Source organism: Streptomyces sp. NBC_00726, from assembly GCF_045161735.1.
In the GTDB taxonomy this organism is placed as follows: Bacteria; Actinomycetota; Actinomycetes; order Streptomycetales; family Streptomycetaceae; genus Streptomyces.
Map to the genome: position 1 here is coordinate 2756971 of NZ_CP108983.1, position 15800 is coordinate 2772770.

Consider the following 15800-nt stretch of genomic DNA (forward strand, 5'->3'; position numbering starts at 1 on the left):
GATGAGCCTGACCCTCTCGCTGGCCCGGGGCGCCGTCACCTCGCCCTTCAAGCGCCCCGGCCGCCCCGGCGCCACCCTCCCCGCCGGCCGCCTCCGCCTGCCCGCCGCGCCCCTCGTGCCCGGACGCCTGGCCGCGTACCGCACGATCTGCGGCTTCCCGGCGACCGGGCCGCTGCCGGTGACGTACCCGCACGTCCTGGCGTTCCCCCTCGCGATGCGGCTGATGACCCGCCGCGACTTCCCGCTCCCGGTGACCGGCCTCGTCCACACCTGGATCGAGATCACCGCCCACCGCACCCTCCGCCCGGAGGATCTGCTCGAACTCGCGGTGTACGCGGAGGAGTTGAGCCCGCACCGGCGCGGCACCGAGGTCACCGTGGCGACCGAGGCGCGGCTCGCGGGCGAGCTGGTGTGGGAGTCCCGCAGCGGCTATCTGTCCCGGCACTCGACGCGTACGGAGACGGCGGCACCCTCCGCCGCGCCCCCGGAATCCGCCCCCGCGCTCCCCGCCCTCGCCGACTGGCGGCTCCCCGGCGACCTCGGACGGCGGTACGCGGCGGCCTCCGGCGACCGCAACCCGATCCACCTCCACCCCCTGACCGCCCGCCTCTTCGGCTTCCCCCGCGCCATCGCCCACGGCATGTGGACCGTCGCCCGCTGCCTCGCCGAAACCCCCGGCCCGGCCACGCTCCGCACCGTACGCGCGGACTTCCGCGCCCCGGTCCTGCTGCCCGGCACGGTGACGTACGCCTCCGACGGCACGACGTTCGAGCTACGCGGCGGCGAGCACGGCGAACGGCTGCACCTCACCGGCACTACGGGGTAGGCGCCTGCCACGGGCGGCCGTTCATCAGGTTCTCCAGGCCCGCCCAGGAGAAGTTCATCATCGTGGCCGCCGCCTCCCGGGCCGAGACGCCCGGGGTCTCGTTGGCCCAGCCGGCCAGCGCCTCCGCCGCGCCCACCAGGGCCTGGGCGAGGCCCGCCACGTCCCGGTCCGGGAGCGCCGGGTCGTGGTGCGCCTCGCGGGCGGCGGCGCCGATCAGGCCGGTCACGAACGCGACGATCTCCTCGCGCATCACGTTGACCTCGGTGGCGAACGGCTCCCCGTGCGTCCGCGCCTGCCGGTGGAGCACCGCCCAGCCGTCCGGGTTCTCCGCGGTGTGCGTGAAGAACGCCCGCAGCCCCTCCCAGAGTTGCCGGTCCGCCGGAAGGCCGGGCTCCACACCCCCCTGCACGGCGGCCAGCAGCGCCTGCGCCTCGCGCCGGATGCACGCGGTGAACAGCTCGTCCTTCGAATTCAGGTACAGATAGACCAGGGGCTTCGACACCCCGGCCAGCTCGGCGATCTCGTCCATCGAGGCGGCCCGGTACCCCCGCTGCCCGAACGTCTGCACCGCGGCGTCCATCATCTGCCGCTCCCGCACGGCGCGCGGCATCCGCTTGTTCCGCACAGCACCCACGTCGACTCCTCCCGCCCCCGTGCACTACTCCTCGGTAAGCGTACGGGGCGCGCGGCCCCCGTCGTACGCCGTCATGCCGAGGGCCCCTCCTCCGCGTGGGAGAAGGGGCCCTCGGGTGATGCGGGTGAAGCGATCAGGCGGCGACCGGGACGCGCTCCGGCTCGGTGGCGCGGATGTCCTCGTCCTGGTCCACCGGGGAGGCCGAGGCCGAGTTGTAGGCGTCGTGGTCCAGGATCTTCTCGCGGGCCGCGACGATCACCGGGACGAGCGCCTGGCCGGCCACGTTGGTGGCGGTGCGCATCATGTCCAGGATCGGGTCGATGGCCATCAGCAGGCCGACGCCCTCCAGCGGCAGGCCCAGGGTCGACAGGGTCAGCGTCAGCATGACCGTCGCACCGGTCAGACCGGCGGTGGCCGCCGAGCCGATGACCGAGACGAACGCGATCAGGATGTAGTCACCGACACCCAGCTGCACGTCGAAGATCTGCGCGATGAAGATCGCGGCGAGCGCCGGGTAGATCGCGGCGCAGCCGTCCATCTTGGTGGTGGCGCCGAACGGGACGGAGAAGGAGGCGTACTCCTTCGGGACGCCCAGGCGCTCGGTGACCTTCTGGGTGACCGGCATGGTGCCGACCGAGGAGCGCGAGACGAACGCCAGCTGGATCGCGGGCCAGGCGCCCTTGAAGAACTGGAGCGGGCTGACCTTGGCGACGGTGGCGAGCAGCAGCGGGTAGACGCCGAACAGCACCAGCGCGCAGCCGATGTAGACGTCGGCGGTGAACGTCGCGTACTTGCCGATCAGGTCCCAGCCGTAGTCCGCGATCGCGTAGCCGATGAGGCCGACGGTGCCGATCGGGGCGAGGCGGATGACCCACCACAGGGCCTTCTGGAGGAGTTCCAGGACGGCTTCGCTGAGGGTGAGGATCGGCTGCGCCTTCTCACCGAGCTTGAGGGCGGCGATGCCGGCGACGGCGGCCATGAAGACGATCTGGAGGACGTTCAGCTCGGCGAACGGCGTGATGACGTTGTCCGGGATGATGCCGGTCAGGAAGTCCAGCCAGGAGCCGGCGTGCTCGGGGAGCTTGCCGTCCTTCGGGGTGAGGCCGGTGCCGGAGCCCGGGTTGGTGATCAGGCCGATCGCGAGGCCGATGGCCACGGCGATCAGCGAGGTGATCATGAACCAGAGCAGGGTGCGGGTGGCCAGCCGGGCGGCGTTGTTGACCTTGCGCAGGTTGGTGATCGACACCAGGATCGCGAAGAAGACGAGGGGCGCGACGGCCAGCTTCAGCAGCTGGACGAAGATGTGGCCGACCTTGTCGAGCGTGGTGTACAGCCAGTCGATGTCCTGGCTGCGGGCGAGCCAGCCGAGCAGGACGCCGAGGACCAGACCGGCGACGATCTGGGCCCAGAACGGGACCTTCGGTATGCGGAAGCCGGAGCCCGCGGGCTTCTCGGCGGTGGACGCGGGGTTCGCGGACACGGACACACTCCAGATGTGACGCATCGGGACGCACGGGGACGCCGTGCGGGGGACGGGGGTGCGGCGCCCGCGTCAGGGGCGGCGCCGCTGCATGGTGCCGGTATCAGACGTTGCGGCAACAGACCGCGGACATACAGCGGCAGAGATCGACATGACGGCGCTCCACGAGCGGGACGCTCGTGGCAGATCGCAGGCGCACATCAGTCTTCATGCCGAACACGTTAACACTTGAACTTTGAGACCCTCAAAGGTCTTCTTTGGTGGGAGAGAGCGCCCCGCGCCCGTCCCGCACCCGCCCCGCGCCCGTACCCGGCCGACCGGAATCCCCAACTCCGCCTGGGAACACGAAAAACCCCGGCACAGGAGCGACCGCTCCCACGCCGGGGTTCGACGGGAAAAAAGCGAGTGGTGTGAGGAAGCTTACGTTCCTCTTACTGCGTGACGCCGTCCTCGCGCGTGCGGTTGGCCTCCAGGCGGGCCTTGGCGCGGTCGACGGAGGAGACGATCTGCTCGGACATCTCGTCGCGCTGCTTGCGCAGCAGGACGAAGCTGAGCGGCGCGGACAGCACCAGGGCGAGCAGGATGACCCAGACGACGTTGGACCCCCCGGCCCCGGACGGCACCACTCCGAAGTTGACGGCGATGGCGGCGACGACGAAGCAGCCGACGAAGATGCTGAGACGCATCGCGGTGTACCGGATCGTTGCGCTCGGCTTGGCAGCGGACACAGCTGGCCTTCTCTCTACGTACGACAGTCCTGCCCGACCAGTGAAGCATGCCCCGCAATCGATCGATTCGCTGGGCCGCGCCCCGCGCGCTCAGCCCAGCGGCAGCAGCATGGAGACGTCGTCCCGGTCGTCGCCCTCGGTCACCCGGATCGCGTCGGGGACGCGCCCGACCTCCTTGTAGCCGCAGGCGGCGTAGAAGCGGTCGGCGCCGGTGCCGCCCCGGCAGGTCAGCCGGATCGCCTCGATGCCCTCGGTCGCGCGCGCCGTGTCCGCGACCACGGTCATCAGGTCGCGGCCGTACCCCTTGCCCTGGTGGCGGGGGTGGACCATCACGGTGTACGCCCACAGCCAGTGCCGCATCAGCCGGTGCGAGTTGAGCGTCAGGAACGCGGTGGCGGCGACGCGCCCCTCCTCGTCGCGGCCGACGATCAGCCGGGCCCGCCCCTCGGTCAGCGCGATCTGGTGCTTGAGCAGGTCCGGCCGGATGTCCTCCTCCGACACCGGCGGTACGAAGCCCACCGCGCCGCCCGCGTTGGAGACGTCGGCCCAGAGCGTGACGATGCCGTCCCGCAGGGGCCGGTCGTAGGTCGGGTCCACCTCGAACGTAAGAGCCATAGGGGAAGGTTAACCATTACAGGGCGGGTGCTCAACCACCGACCCGGACACGAGAAAGCTCCGGCCGGGGACGGTGGCCGGAGCTTTCGTACGTGCGGCGTCGCGCGCGGCGCGCGCCGGGTCAGACCCGCATCGGCTGCGGCGACTCGCGCCGCTCCGCGTCCGGGCCCGGGTACTCGCGGATGATCTCGTACCGGGTGTTGCGCTCGACGGGCCGGAAGCCCGCGTCCCGGATCAGGTCGAGCAGATCCTCACGGGTCAGCTTGTTCGGGGTGCCGTAGTTGTCCGCGTCGTGCGTGATCTTGTACTCGACGACCGAGCCGTCCATGTCGTCCGCGCCGTGCTGGAGCGCGAGCTGTGCGGTCTGCACGCCGTGCATCACCCAGAACACCTTGACGTGCGGCACGTTGTCGAACAGCAGCCGGGAGACGGCGAAGGTCTTCAGCGCCTCGGCGCCGGTCGCCATCGTGGTCCGCGCCTGGAGCTTGTTGCGGACCTTGCCGTCCTTCATGTCGACGAAGTCGTGCTGGTAGCGCAGCGGGATGAAGACCTGGAAGCCACCGGTCTCGTCCTGGAGCTCGCGCAGCCGCAGCACGTGGTCGACGCGGTGCCGGGGCTCCTCGATGTGCCCGTACAGCATGGTCGCCGGCGTCTTCAGCCCCTTCTCGTGGGCGAGCCGGTGGATGCGCGACCAGTCCTCCCAGTGGGTGTTGTGGTCCACGATGTGCTGCCGGACCTCCCAGTCGAAGATTTCCGCGCCGCCACCGGTCAGCGATTCGAGACCGGCCTCGATCAGCTCGTCCAGGATCTCCGAGGCGGAGAGCTTGGAGATGGTCTCGAAGTGGTGGATCTCGGTGGCGGTGAACGCCTTCAGGGAGACCTGCGGCAGCGCCTCCTTGAGCGCGCTGAGCGAGCGCGGGTAGTAGCGCCACGGCAAGGAGGGGTGCAGCCCGTTGACGATGTGCAGCTCGGTGAGGTTCTCGCCCTCCATCGCCTTGGCGAGCTTCACCGCCTCCTCGATGCGCATGGTGTACGCGTCCTTCTCGCCCGGCTTGCGCTGGAAGGAGCAGTACGCGCACGAGGCGGTGCACACGTTGGTCATGTTGAGGTGACGGTTGACGTTGAAGTGGACGACGTCGCCGTTCTTGCGCGTACGCACCTGGTGGGCCAGCCCGCCGAGCCAGGCCAGGTCGTCGGACTCGTAGAGCGCGATCCCGTCCTCGCGGCTCAGCCGCTCACCGGCTTCGACCTTCTGCTCCAGCTCGCGCTTGAGTCCCGCGTCCACCAGTGCTCCTCAAATTCTCGCCGTACCGAACTCCGCCACCGTACGCCTAGCCCTCCTCGGGGAGGTCTCCGACCCGGTTCTCCCACTTGGTGGAGAGCACGATGGTGGTACGGGTACGGGAGACGCCCTTGGTGCCGCTGAGGCGGCGGATCGTCCTCTCCAGGCCGTCCACGTCGCCCACCCGGACCTTGAGCATGTACGAGTCGTCGCCCGCGATGAACCAGGCGTCCTCGATCTCCGCGAGGTCCTTCAGACGGTGCGCCACGTCCTCGTGGTCGGCGGCGTCGGAGAGCGAGATGCCGATGAGGGCCGTCACGCCGAGGCCGAGCGAGGCCGCGTCGACGGTGGCGCGGTAACCCGTGATGACACCGGCGGATTCCAGCCGGTTGATGCGGTCCGTGACGCTGGGCCCGGAGAGCCCGACGAGCCGTCCGAGCTCGGCGTACGAGGCCCTGCCGTTCTCCCGGAGGGCCTGGATGAGCTGCCTGTCCACCGCGTCCATATGACTGAAACCTTCCATTGTTCAGCAGTACCGCAAGTCTACGTGTAGAATCTAAGGCGTGCAGGCATTGACGCCTGCAAATCTTCCCACCACAACCAAAAATCGCTTACGAATCTTCAGGAGTGACGACACCGTGTACACGATCGAGATGGCCTACGCCCGAATGCGCGAGCTTCAGGACCTGGCCAACCGCTCGCGTGCCCACCACCCCGCCGCCGCCCTCCGGGTCGACCGCACCCGCGGCCCCCGGCGCGCGCCCAAGAAGCGCTGACCCTCCAGAAGGCCCGGTCAGCCCGGGGAGCCGCCACCCAGCTCCCCCTCCCAGCGGCGGTACAGCCGGTGCGGCACACCCGCCGCGTCCAGCACCCGCCCCGCGACGAAGTCCACCAGATCCTGGATGTGCGTCGCGCCCGCGTAGAAGCCCGGCGAGGCGGGCAGCACGACCGCGCCCGCCTCGTCCAGGGCCACCAGCTGCTTCAGCGTCTGCCCGCTCAACGGCGTCTCCCGGACCGCGACCACCAGCTTCCGCCGCTCCTTGAGCGTCACGCTCGCCGCCCGCTGCAACAGGTCCTTCGACAGCCCGAGCGCCACCCCCGCCACGCACGCCGTCGAGGCCGGGACGATCAGCATCCCCTTGGCCGGATACGACCCCGAGGACGGCCCCGCGGCCAGATCACCGGCCGCCCAGTGCCGTACCCCCGACACGTCCACATCGAAGGTCTCCGGCTTGCCGTCCGCCCCCCGGGCCAGCCAGGCCGCCAGGTCCTCGCGCCAGTGCGCGTCGCGGTAGGCGATCCCGGTCTCGTCCAGGAGCGTCAGCCGCGAGGCCCGGCTCACGACCAGGTCCACGCTCTCCCCCGCCGCCAGCAGCCCACGCAGCACCGCGGCGGCGAAAGGCGTGCCCGAAGCACCGGAAACCCCGACAATCCAAGGCATGCGCCGCTGCTGACTCACTGAAGACCGGGAATCCACACCCCCGAGCCTATCCGGCACAGCACACCCGGATTCTGGAGGCCGTCGACCTCGCCACCGGCCACGGTCTGGACGGCCATGGCATCTCCCCCCGCGAGCCCGGCGAACTGCTCGACATCGTGCCCGCCGCGTTCCTCCACGACGGCTGGGGCCATGTCGCGTCCAACAGCGTCCCGCTGCTGGTCCTCGGCTTCATAGCCGCCCTCGGCGGGCTCCGCCGCTTCGCCGGCGCCGTGCTCACCGTGATCCTGATCAGCGGCCTCGGGCGTCAGCTGGCAGGGCCACCTCTTCGGGCTGACAGGCGGGGTGGTGGCGGCCTTCGCGCTGCGCCGCCCCACCGCCCCGCGCGCGCTCACACCGTGAGCCCGCGCACCACCAGATCCAGCAGCGCGCACACGAAGAGCGCGATCCCGATGAAGCCGTTGACCGAGAAGAACGCCCGGTTCAGCCTCGACAGATCGTGCGGCCGCACCACCCGGTGCTCGTACACGAAGGCGGCCGAGACGATCACCATGCCGATCCAGTAGAAGACCCCCGCGTCCGTGGCGAGGCCGAACCAGACCAGCAGCCCCGTCGTCACCACGTGGCACACCCGCGCGCCCCACAGCGCGGCCGGGATGCCGAAGCGCGCCGGGAAGGACAGCACGCCGTGCGCCCGGTCGGCCTGCACGTCCTGGCAGGCGAAGATCAGGTCGAAGCCGCCGATCCAGATGCCGACGGCGAGCCCCAGGATGACCGCGTCCCACGACCAGCCCCCGGTCACCGCGAGCCAGGCCCCCACCGGGCCCATCGCCTGGGCGAGCCCCAGGATGGCGTGCGGGAAGTTCGTGAACCGCTTGCCGTACGGGTAGACGACCATCGGGATCACCGCGACCGGCGCCAGCGCCAGACAGAGCGGGTTCAGCAGGGCGGCGGCCCCGAGGAACACGACGACCGCGACGAGCGCCCCCGTCCACGCCGACTTCACCGACACCGCACCGGTCACCAGCTCACGGCCCGCGGTGCGCGGATTGCGGGCGTCGATCTCGCGGTCGATGATCCGGTTCGCGGCCATCGCGAACGTCCGCAGCCCGACCATCGCGACGGTCACCAGCAGCAGCGTGCCCCAGTGGACGCTGCCGTCCGCCAGGAACATCGCGGTCAGGGCGGCGATGTACGCGAAGGGCAGCGCGAAGACGGAGTGCTCGATCATCACGAGCCGCAGAAAGGCTTTGACCTTGCTGCTCGGTTGCGCGGGCCCCGGTCCCAGGGTCGCTTCGGCGGCGCTCACAGTCCGTATTCCTTCCACCGGCGGTCCACCAGGGCCGCCGTCTCCGGGTCCGACTCGACCATGTCCGGCCAGCCCCCGTCCCGCGTGTACCCCTCCTCGGGCCACTTCCGCGTCGCGTCGATGCCCGCCTTGCCGCCCCAGAACTGCTGGTACGAGGCGTGGTCGAGGTGGTCGACGGGGCCCTCGGTGACCACCAGGTCACGCGCGTAGTCCGTGTTGCCGAGGGCCCGCCAGGACACCTCGTGCAGATCGTGGACGTCGCAGTCCGAGTCCACGACGACGATCAGCTTCGTCAGCGACATCATGTGCGCGCCCCAGATCGCGCTCATCACCTTCTGCGCGTGCTTCGGGTACTTCTTGTCGATCGAGACGATCGCGCAGTTGTGGAAGCCGCCGGACTCCGGCAGGTGGTAGTCCACGATGTCCGGGACGATGATCTTGAGGAGCGGCAGGAAGAACCGCTCGGTGGCCCGCCCGAGCGGCCCGTCCTCGGTCGGCGGCCGGCCGACCACGATGGACTGGAGCAGCGGCCGCTTCCGCATGGTCACGCAGTCGACCGTCAGCGCGGGGAACGGTTCCTGCGGGGTGTAGAACCCGGTGTGGTCGCCGAACGGCCCCTCGGGGAGCGTCCTGCCCGGCTCCAGCCAGCCTTCGATGACGACCTCGGCGTTGGCCGGCACCTGGAGCGGCACGGTCTTGCAGTCGACCATCTCGATCCGCTTGCCCTGGAGGAACCCGGCGAACATGTACTCGTCGATGTCCTCGGGCAGCGGCGCCGTGGAGGCGTACGTGACGGCGGGCGGCGCCCCGAACGCGATCGCGACGGGCAGCCGCTCCCCACGCCGGGCGGCGACCTGGTAGTGGTTGCGGCTGTCCTTGTGGATCTGCCAGTGCATCCCGATGGTGCGCCGGTCGTGCCGCTGGAGCCGGTAGAGCCCGAGGTTGCGGATGCCGGTCTCGGGGTGCTTGGTGTGGGTCAGCCCCAGGTTGAAGAACGAGCCGCCGTCCTTGGGCCAGGTGAACAGCGCGGGCAGCTGGTCCAGGTCCACGTCGTCCCCGGTCAGGACGACCTCCTGGACCGGCGCGTTCTCGCCCTTCACCTTCTTCGGCGGCACATGCACCATCGACCCGAGCTTCCCGAAGGCTTCCCGCACCCCGACGAACCCGTGCGGCAGCTCGGGCCTGAGCAGCCCGCCGATCTTCTCGCCGATCTCGGCGTAGGACTTCAGCCCTAGCGCCTTGAGCAGCCGTTTGTCGGTCCCGAAGACATTCATGGCCAGGGGCATCGAGGACCCCTTGACGTTCTCGAAGAGCAGCGCGGGCCCACCGGCCTTGTTCACCCGGTCGACGATCTCACCGACCTCCAGACAGGGGTCGACCTCGGCCTTGATGCGCTTGAGCTCGCCCTCGCGCTCCAGAGCCCGGAGGAGGGATCGAAGATCGTCGTAAGCCATGCCGTCCAGTCTGACATCCCCTCGAACGCCGGTGGCCGGGGCTCCCCGCGTCGGTGGCAGCCCGCGCCGGTACGGGGTCAGCGGGACGCGGGCGACGGCTCGTCGCCGAGCACCAGATCGGGGTCGAACATGACGACGGTCGCCGCGACCACGAGCATGACCACCGGCCCGGCGACCATGGTGAGCAGGAACGAGAGCTGGTCGATCGAGGACTGGGCGTGCGTGGCCGCCGCGTGGTCGACGTCGACGCTCACGGCGGCCATGCCCGTGTAGTGCATGCCGGTGACGGCGACCCCCATGACGAGGCTGGCGCCGATGCTCGACCACAGGCCCCGGATGGTGATCGCCGCCCACAGGGCCGCGGTGGCGGCGGCCACGGCGATCAGCACGGACAGGGACACGGTCACCGTGTCGTAGTGCATACGGCCGTGTATCCGCAGGGCGGCCATGCCGATGTAGTGCATGGCCGCGACTCCGAGGCCCATAAACACCCCGGCCGCGGCCAGGACCTTCACGCTCGCGCCCAGATGCCCGACGAGGAAGACGCCGATCGCGGTGACGACGATGGCGACGGCGAGGCTCAGCAGCGTCAGCCGGGTGTCGTACGAGATGTCGGTGCCGTCGGCGCGGAAACCCATCATCGCGATGAAGTGCATGGTCCAGATGCCGCAGCCCAGGGACACCGCGGCCAGGGAGAGCCAGCCGTTCTTCCTGCCGCGCGGCCCCCTGCGCACGGACCGCACCGTGCAGCGCAGGCCGAGTGCCGAGCCCAGGGCGGCCATCAGATAGGCGGCGAGGGGAGTCACCGCGCCGTAGTGGAAATCGGTCACCGTGGCAGCCACGACGCAAACCCTTCGCATGCCCTGACGGACTCGGACACCTCGCGGGAAACGGCGAGGTGGAACGGCCCACGGAGAGCGGGCCGTCGGCGCCCAATCAACCATGCACAGTCGGATATTCAGTAATTCAGACCATATGGCCATTATCACGGTGCTTATCCGTCACACCGGCCGTGCCCGGGGCCACCAGCTACTCTGGGCCCGTCACCTGGGCGGGGCAAACGCCCCGCCGACTCTCCTCGGGGGGACCTTTCCACCATGCTCCGGGCCCTGATCTACCTTCTGCCGCTGGCGCTGACGATCTTCGCGTTCATCGACTGCCTGAACACCCCGGAGGACGAGGCCAAGCACCTGCCGAAGATCGCCTGGGTCTTCATCATCCTGCTGTTCTGGATCGTCGGCCCGATCGTCTGGCTCGCCGCGGGCAAGGTCCGCCAGGGGCCCGCCGGAGGCCGTACGCCCTCCGAGTGGCACCGCAACCACCGTCAGCAGTGGGTGGCGCCGGACGACAATCCGGACTTCCTGAAGTCGCTGAAGGAGGAGGACAGGAACGACGAGGCGCTGCTCAAGGACTGGGAGGCGGACCTGCGCCGCCGCGAGGAGGACCTGAAGCGCCGCGAGAACGGCACCGAGGAAGCCTCCTAGGCGGCACCCGCCGGGTCCAGGAGCCGGGTCAGTGTGCGGCGGCCCAGGGCGCTCATCGGCGGGTTGCTCTCCGCGTAGTACCAGACCAGGCCCATCGCCTGCTCGAAGGCCCACGCCCGGCCGCGCTCCCACTCCAGGTCGTCGCAGCCCAGTGCCTGCCGGAACACCGCGCGCGGGCCCGGGCCCAGCAGGTGCCAGGCGGCCACCAGGTCGAGCGCCGGGTCGGCCGGGCCGAAGCCCCCGGTGTCGAGCACGCCGCCGAGGCGGCCGTCCAGGACCAGGACGTTGCCGGGGATCAGGTCGCCGTGGCTCATCACGTCCGGGCTCGTACGCGGCAGCTCCCGGAAGCCGGCCCACAGCGCGCGCAGCGGGGCCAGGTCGAGCAGGCCCTCGCTCCCCTCGAAGCACGTGGCCATCCAGCCGTCGTGGTCGGCGATCACCCCGCCGCGCCCCCGGCCTCCGAAGGTCCGCCCGTGTGTGCCGGCGTCCCGGAGGCCGGTGACGAAGTCCGCGAGGTCCCGGGCGAAGGCGTCGGAGCCGGCCGGGTCGGCGTCGAAGGCGTTGGTCCCCGGCAGCCAGGTCTGGACGGCCCAGGGCATGGGGCAGCCGGCGCCGGGTGCGCCCAGGGCGACCGGTTCCGGGGCGGGGAAGCGGGAGACGCGTGCCAGCTCCGCGGCGGCCCGGGCCTCGCGTTCCAGGGTCGCCAGCGCCTCGGCGGGGTCGGCCCGGCGCAGCGGGAAGCGCGCGGAGAGGCGGTCGCCGATGCGGAAGATGGCGTTCACCGTGCCGGTGGAGGCGAGGGGGCGGACGGTTTCGCCGGCCCACTGCGGGAACTGGTCGCGGATCAGCGCCGCGACGGTCTCGGTGGTCACGTCCACCTGGTCGTCGTGCATGGTCATGCGGTGTCCCTCCCTTGCGCGGCCCTCCCCCGGGGAAAGACCGCTGCCCGCCCCGGCGGACCGGTGGCGGGCAGCGTCGTCGTGAGGTGCGTCAGACCTCGGCGTACGAGTGCTTGCCGACGACGAAGATGTTGACGCCGTAGTAGTTGAACAGCCAGCAGCCGAAGGCGACCAGGGCCAGGTAGGCGGCCTTGCGGCCCTTCCAGCCGGCGGTGGCGCGGGCGTGCAGGTAGGCGGCGTACGCGACCCAGGTGATGAAGGACCAGACCTCCTTGGGGTCCCAGCCCCAGTAGCGGCCCCAGGCGTCGCCGGCCCAGATCGCGCCCGCGATGATCGTGAACGTCCACAGCGGGAAGACGGCGGCGTTGATGCGGTACGCGAACTTGTCGAGGGTCGACGCGGACGGCAGCCGGGAGAGCACCGACTGTGCGAAGGAGCCGGGCTCCTGGCCGTTCGCGAGCTTGTTCTCGTAGTTGTCGCGGAAGAGGTAGAGCAGGGTGCCGACCGCGCCGATGTAGAAGACGGCGCCGCAGATGATGGCGGTGGAGACGTGGATCCACAGCCAGTACGAGTGGAGCGCGGGCACCAGCTGGTCGCTGGAGGTGTAGAGCACCGTGGTCGCGATGCCCAGGTCCAGCAGGACGGTGGTGACGAGCAGCAGCCCCATCCAGCGGACGTTTTTCCTCAGCGCGAGCAGGATCAGGTACGCGCCGACCGCCACCGTGGAGAAGGTGATGGAGAACTCGTACATGTTGCCCCAGGGCGCGCGCTGCACGGACAGCGCGCGGGCGACGACACCGCCGGCCTCGACCAGGAACGCGAGGACGGTCAGCGAGACCGCCATCCGTCCGTAGAGGTCGCCCTTGAAGGTGCCGCCGGCGGCGCCGGGCCCGTCCGGGACGTCCCGCGAACCGGTCGCGGACCGGGTGATGACCTTGGGCTTCTCCAGGACGGCGGTGCCGCCGCCCTGGGTCGCGACCTGGACCTTCACCGTACCGGCGGAGCCCTGCCCGGCGGTCAGCTCGGCGGCGGTGCGGCCGACCTTGCTGCGGCTGCCGAACACCCACTCCGCGATGTGCGCGAAGAAGGCCAGGGTGTAGACGGCCATCGACGAATAGATCAGCACATTGCTGGTGTGTGCCAGATTCTCGTTGGTTGCGGCGGCGAGATTCACTTCTCAGCCCCTTCGGCGGGTTCTACGGAGGACGCCTCGGCGACGTCGCTGTCGGTGCCGGGCGCGGTGGGCGCCTCGGCGTTGAGCGTGACCGCGAGGTCGGCCAGCTCCTCGGGAAGCTTCGCGGACTCGCTGCGGCCGAGCCCGGCCATCTCGACCACGGTGACGCCGTCGGCGCCGCGTACGGCCCGGATCCAGACGCGTCGGCGCTGGATGAACAGGGAGCCGGCGAGTCCGGCGATGGCGGCGACGGCGCCGGTGAGCGCCCAGCCGCTGGCGGGCTGCTCGGAGATCTGGAAGCTCGCCCACTCCTGAAGGCCCTCGAAGGTGATGGAGCCGGCCCCGTCGGGCAGCTTCATCGTCTCGCCGACGAGGAGGCGCTGCTTGAGCTGCTTGCCGTCGGCGTCCTTGAACTCCTTCATCTTGCTGGTGTCCAGCTGGTACACGTTCTGCGCGATGCCGGAGTCGACGCCGATGGAGCCGTGGTAGCCGTTGAGCGCGAGGACGGGGAGGTCGGCGGCGGGGAACTGGGACCACATGGTGCCCTTGCCCTTGCCCGCGAAGGTCGGCACGAAGAACGCCTGGAAGCCCAGTTGCTCGGTCTTGCCGTTCTTGTTCCGGTAGCCGTCGAGCACCTTGATGGCGCCGCTCGACGTGACGTTGTTGTCGATGGGCAGCAGCGGGACGGGGGCGTGGAAGATCTGCTTGCCCCGGCCGTCCTTGACGGAGATGACGGGGGCGTAGCCGTGGGCGTTGAGGTAGACCTTGGTGCCGTGGACGACGAGGGGTTCGTTGACCTTGATGACCTTCTTCTCCGGCTTGCCGTACGCGCCGTCGGAGAAGGTCACGCGCGCCTCGTACGTACGCGGGGTGCCGATCTGCGGCCCCTTGCGCTCGTACGTGCCGATGAAGTCGTCCAGGGTGAAGCTGAACGGGGTCAGCGAGTCGTCGTCGTACAGCGAGCCGGACTTGAAGTTGTCGTACTGGATGATCGTGTTGGAGAAGCCGTCGCCCTCGACGACCAGCTTGGCGCCCTCGTACTTGAAGAGCTGGCCCCAGGCGAAGGCGACGAGCATCACGATGAGCGCGACGTGGAAGATCAGGTTGCCGGCCTCGCGGAGGTAGCCCTTCTCGGCGGCGACGGCGTCCCCGGCGAGGTGGGCCCGGTAGCGGCGTTTGCGGACGAGCGCGAGCGCGGCCTCGTGGACCTTCTCGGGGTCGGCCTCGGTGCGCCAGGTGGTGTACGCGGGCAGCCGGGTGAGGCGCTTGGGGGCGCCCGGTGGGCGGCTGCGGAGCTGGCCGACGAAGGTGACGGTGCGCGGGACGATGCAGCCGATGAGCGAGACGAACAGCAGGATGTAGATCGCGGAGAACCACACCGAGCTGTAGACGTCGAAGAACTGGAGCTTCTCGTAGATCGGCGTGACGAAGGTGTGCGCGTCCTTGAACGTCTGCACCTTCAGCTCGTCCACGCTGTTCTGCGGGATCAGCGAGCCGGGGATGGCGCCGAGCGAGAGCAGGAAGAGCAGGATCAGCGCGACCCGCATGGAGGTCAGCTGGCGCCAGAACCAGCGGATCCAGCCGATGGCGCCCATGGCGGGGAGGTTCGCCAGGGTCTCCTCGCGGGGGGCGGTGGAGAGCTGGGAGCCTGCGGCGCCGAGCTCAGCCGTGTTGTCCTGGTCCCGCTCCTGGGAGGGGTTGGAGGTGGTGTTGCTCATTGGTACTCAGATCCCCACCTGGAAGCCGGCCGACCAGCCCTGTAGTTCCTGCATCATGCTGCCCCACGCTCCGGTGAGCAGGAGCAGCCCGGTCACGATCATCATTCCGCCGCCGATGCGCATGACCCAGACGTAGTGCCGCTTGACCCAGCCGAACGCGCCGAGCGCCTTGCGGAAGGCGACGGCGGCGAGCACGAAGGGGATGCCCAGGCCCATGCAGTAGGCGACGGTCAGTATGGCGCCGCGTCCGGCGGTGCCCTGGTCCATCGCGAGGATGGACACCGAGCTGAGCGTGGGCCCGAGGCACGGGGTCCAGCCGATGCCGAAGAGGGCACCGAGCAGCGGGGCTCCGACCAGGCCGGTCACGGGCTTCTTGTGGATACGGAACTCGCGCTGCGTCATCCACGGCATGAGGCCCATGAAGAAGACGCCCATGAGGATCATCAGCACCCCGAGCACCTTGGTGAGGGGGCCGCTGTTGGCCTGGAGGGTGTCGCCGAAGTAGCCGAAGAGGGCGCCGCCGGAGACGAAGACGGCGGTGAAGCCGGCGACGAACAGCGAGGCGCCCGCGACCATCCGGCCGCGCCGGGCCTCGGCCAGGTCGGCGCCGCTGACCCCGGTGACGTAGCTGAGGTAGCCGGGGACGAGCGGCAGGACGCAGGGCGAGAAGAAGGAGACGAGCCCGCCGAGCAGGGCGATGGGCAGGGCGACGAGCAGGGCGCCGTTCATGACGGTGCCGTTCTGCATGGCGGCGAGGGT

At 70.1% G+C, this 15800-nt stretch carries 17 protein-coding genes and 1 pseudogene; 4 read left to right on the plus strand and 14 right to left on the minus strand.

Annotated elements, in window-relative coordinates; all coding sequences use genetic code 11:
* The first annotated feature begins 1 nt into the window (after position 1).
* Positions 2-826: a MaoC family dehydratase gene (locus OG338_RS12175; RefSeq protein ID WP_405937356.1), complete on the plus strand. Its 825-nt coding sequence runs from the start codon at positions 2-4 to the stop codon at positions 824-826.
* On the opposite strand, the gene OG338_RS12180 is transcribed toward OG338_RS12175, so the two are convergent.
* From OG338_RS12180 to OG338_RS12205, 6 genes are all read right to left on the minus strand, one after another.
* Entirely contained in the window at positions 816-1436 is a 621-nt protein-coding gene (locus tag OG338_RS12180) for a TetR/AcrR family transcriptional regulator (RefSeq protein WP_405940397.1), read from the minus strand. The two genes, OG338_RS12175 and OG338_RS12180, sit on opposite strands and share 11 nt — an antisense overlap.
* Before the next feature lie 157 nt (positions 1437-1593).
* Positions 1594-2940 carry a dicarboxylate/amino acid:cation symporter gene (locus OG338_RS12185; RefSeq protein ID WP_405937357.1) on the minus strand — a complete coding sequence of 449 codons (1347 nt, stop codon included), beginning with the start codon at positions 2938-2940 and terminating at the stop codon, positions 1594-1596.
* A gap of 431 nt (positions 2941-3371) precedes the next feature.
* Complete coding sequence (locus OG338_RS12190) at positions 3372-3626, minus strand: DUF4229 domain-containing protein (RefSeq protein WP_405937358.1); 255 nt, start codon at positions 3624-3626, stop codon at positions 3372-3374.
* Positions 3627-3758: 132 nt separating this feature from the next.
* On the minus strand, positions 3759-4283 hold the full coding sequence (locus OG338_RS12195) for a GNAT family N-acetyltransferase (protein WP_405937359.1): 525 nt from the start codon (positions 4281-4283) through the stop codon (positions 3759-3761).
* 121 nt (positions 4284-4404) lie between these two features.
* Positions 4405-5568 carry an aminofutalosine synthase MqnE gene (gene mqnE / locus OG338_RS12200; protein WP_018104321.1) on the minus strand — a complete coding sequence of 388 codons (1164 nt, stop codon included), beginning with the start codon at positions 5566-5568 and terminating at the stop codon, positions 4405-4407.
* 46 nt (positions 5569-5614) lie between these two features.
* A complete protein-coding gene (locus OG338_RS12205; protein WP_405937360.1) occupies positions 5615-6070 on the minus strand; it encodes an Lrp/AsnC family transcriptional regulator in 456 nt (151 codons plus the stop codon).
* 133 nt (positions 6071-6203) lie between these two features.
* Here OG338_RS12205 and OG338_RS12210 point away from each other — a divergent pair, with 133 nt between their 5' ends.
* Positions 6204-6341 (plus strand): hypothetical protein, encoded by a 138-nt coding sequence (locus OG338_RS12210; protein ID WP_199879188.1) that lies wholly within the window; start codon positions 6204-6206, stop codon positions 6339-6341.
* 17 nt (positions 6342-6358) lie between these two features.
* On the opposite strand, the gene OG338_RS12215 is transcribed toward OG338_RS12210, so the two are convergent.
* Positions 6359-7006 carry a UbiX family flavin prenyltransferase gene (locus OG338_RS12215; RefSeq protein ID WP_405937361.1) on the minus strand — a complete coding sequence of 216 codons (648 nt, stop codon included), beginning with the start codon at positions 7004-7006 and terminating at the stop codon, positions 6359-6361.
* Positions 7007-7074: 68 nt separating this feature from the next.
* On the opposite strand from OG338_RS12215, the pseudogene OG338_RS12220 reads away from it, so the two are divergent.
* Positions 7075-7405 (plus strand): annotated as a pseudogene (locus tag OG338_RS12220) (rhomboid family intramembrane serine protease); the annotation flags it as partial.
* Here the strand turns inward: OG338_RS12220 and mqnP are convergent.
* The 3 genes from mqnP to OG338_RS12235 all read right to left on the minus strand — a co-directional run bounded on the left by mqnP (position 7395) and on the right by OG338_RS12235 (position 10608).
* On the minus strand, positions 7395-8312 hold the full coding sequence (gene mqnP / locus OG338_RS12225; RefSeq protein WP_405937362.1) for a menaquinone biosynthesis prenyltransferase MqnP: 918 nt from the start codon (positions 8310-8312) through the stop codon (positions 7395-7397). The pseudogene OG338_RS12220 and the gene mqnP overlap by 11 nt on opposite strands.
* Entirely contained in the window at positions 8309-9766 is a 1458-nt protein-coding gene (locus OG338_RS12230; RefSeq protein WP_405937363.1) for a menaquinone biosynthesis decarboxylase, read from the minus strand. The genes mqnP and OG338_RS12230 overlap by 4 nt, the downstream gene beginning before the upstream one ends.
* A gap of 77 nt (positions 9767-9843) precedes the next feature.
* The gene (locus tag OG338_RS12235) at positions 9844-10608 is read right to left on the minus strand and encodes an MHYT domain-containing protein (protein WP_405937364.1); all 765 of its coding nucleotides are present in this window, start codon (positions 10606-10608) and stop codon (positions 9844-9846) included.
* Positions 10609-10863: 255 nt separating this feature from the next.
* Here OG338_RS12235 and OG338_RS12240 point away from each other — a divergent pair, with 255 nt between their 5' ends.
* Positions 10864-11250 carry a PLD nuclease N-terminal domain-containing protein gene (locus tag OG338_RS12240; RefSeq protein WP_405937365.1) on the plus strand — a complete coding sequence of 129 codons (387 nt, stop codon included), beginning with the start codon at positions 10864-10866 and terminating at the stop codon, positions 11248-11250.
* On the opposite strand, the gene OG338_RS12245 is transcribed toward OG338_RS12240, so the two are convergent.
* The 4 genes from OG338_RS12245 to OG338_RS12260 all read right to left on the minus strand — a co-directional run bounded on the left by OG338_RS12245 (position 11247) and on the right by OG338_RS12260 (position 15788).
* Complete coding sequence (locus tag OG338_RS12245) at positions 11247-12149, minus strand: aminoglycoside phosphotransferase family protein (RefSeq protein WP_405937366.1); 903 nt, start codon at positions 12147-12149, stop codon at positions 11247-11249. The two genes, OG338_RS12240 and OG338_RS12245, sit on opposite strands and share 4 nt — an antisense overlap.
* A gap of 91 nt (positions 12150-12240) precedes the next feature.
* A complete protein-coding gene (gene ccsB / locus OG338_RS12250) occupies positions 12241-13323 on the minus strand; it encodes a c-type cytochrome biogenesis protein CcsB (protein WP_405937367.1) in 1083 nt (360 codons plus the stop codon).
* Positions 13320-15041: a cytochrome c biogenesis protein ResB gene (locus tag OG338_RS12255; RefSeq protein WP_405937368.1), complete on the minus strand. Its 1722-nt coding sequence runs from the start codon at positions 15039-15041 to the stop codon at positions 13320-13322. The genes ccsB and OG338_RS12255 overlap by 4 nt, the downstream gene beginning before the upstream one ends.
* 6 nt (positions 15042-15047) lie before the next feature.
* On the minus strand, positions 15048-15788 hold the full coding sequence (locus OG338_RS12260) for a cytochrome c biogenesis CcdA family protein (RefSeq protein WP_405940398.1): 741 nt from the start codon (positions 15786-15788) through the stop codon (positions 15048-15050).
* Between the last annotated feature and the right edge of the window lie 12 nt (positions 15789-15800).

What these genes read in the sequence shown, in the direction of transcription:
- OG338_RS12230 (WP_405937363.1), bottom strand. Translation starts at nt 9,766, where the DNA reads ATGGCTTACGACGATCTTCGATCCCTCCTCCGGGCTCTGGAGCGCGAG.
- OG338_RS12215 (WP_405937361.1), bottom strand. Translation starts at nt 7,006, where the DNA reads ATGCCTTGGATTGTCGGGGTTTCCGGTGCTTCGGGCACGCCTTTCGCC.
- OG338_RS12190 (WP_405937358.1), bottom strand. Translation starts at nt 3,626, where the DNA reads ATGCGTCTCAGCATCTTCGTCGGCTGCTTCGTCGTCGCCGCCATCGCC.
- OG338_RS12195 (WP_405937359.1), bottom strand. Translation starts at nt 4,283, where the DNA reads ATGGCTCTTACGTTCGAGGTGGACCCGACCTACGACCGGCCCCTGCGG.
- OG338_RS12205 (WP_405937360.1), bottom strand. Translation starts at nt 6,070, where the DNA reads ATGGACGCGGTGGACAGGCAGCTCATCCAGGCCCTCCGGGAGAACGGC.
- OG338_RS12255 (WP_405937368.1), bottom strand. Translation starts at nt 15,041, where the DNA reads ATGAGCAACACCACCTCCAACCCCTCCCAGGAGCGGGACCAGGACAAC.
- OG338_RS12180 (WP_405940397.1), bottom strand. Translation starts at nt 1,436, where the DNA reads ATGCCGCGCGCCGTGCGGGAGCGGCAGATGATGGACGCCGCGGTGCAG.
- OG338_RS12175 (WP_405937356.1), top strand. Translation starts at nt 2, where the DNA reads ATGAGCCTGACCCTCTCGCTGGCCCGGGGCGCCGTCACCTCGCCCTTC.
- OG338_RS12245 (WP_405937366.1), bottom strand. Translation starts at nt 12,149, where the DNA reads ATGACCATGCACGACGACCAGGTGGACGTGACCACCGAGACCGTCGCG.
- OG338_RS12240 (WP_405937365.1), top strand. Translation starts at nt 10,864, where the DNA reads ATGCTCCGGGCCCTGATCTACCTTCTGCCGCTGGCGCTGACGATCTTC.
- OG338_RS12260 (WP_405940398.1), bottom strand. Translation starts at nt 15,788, where the DNA reads ATGCAGAACGGCACCGTCATGAACGGCGCCCTGCTCGTCGCCCTGCCC.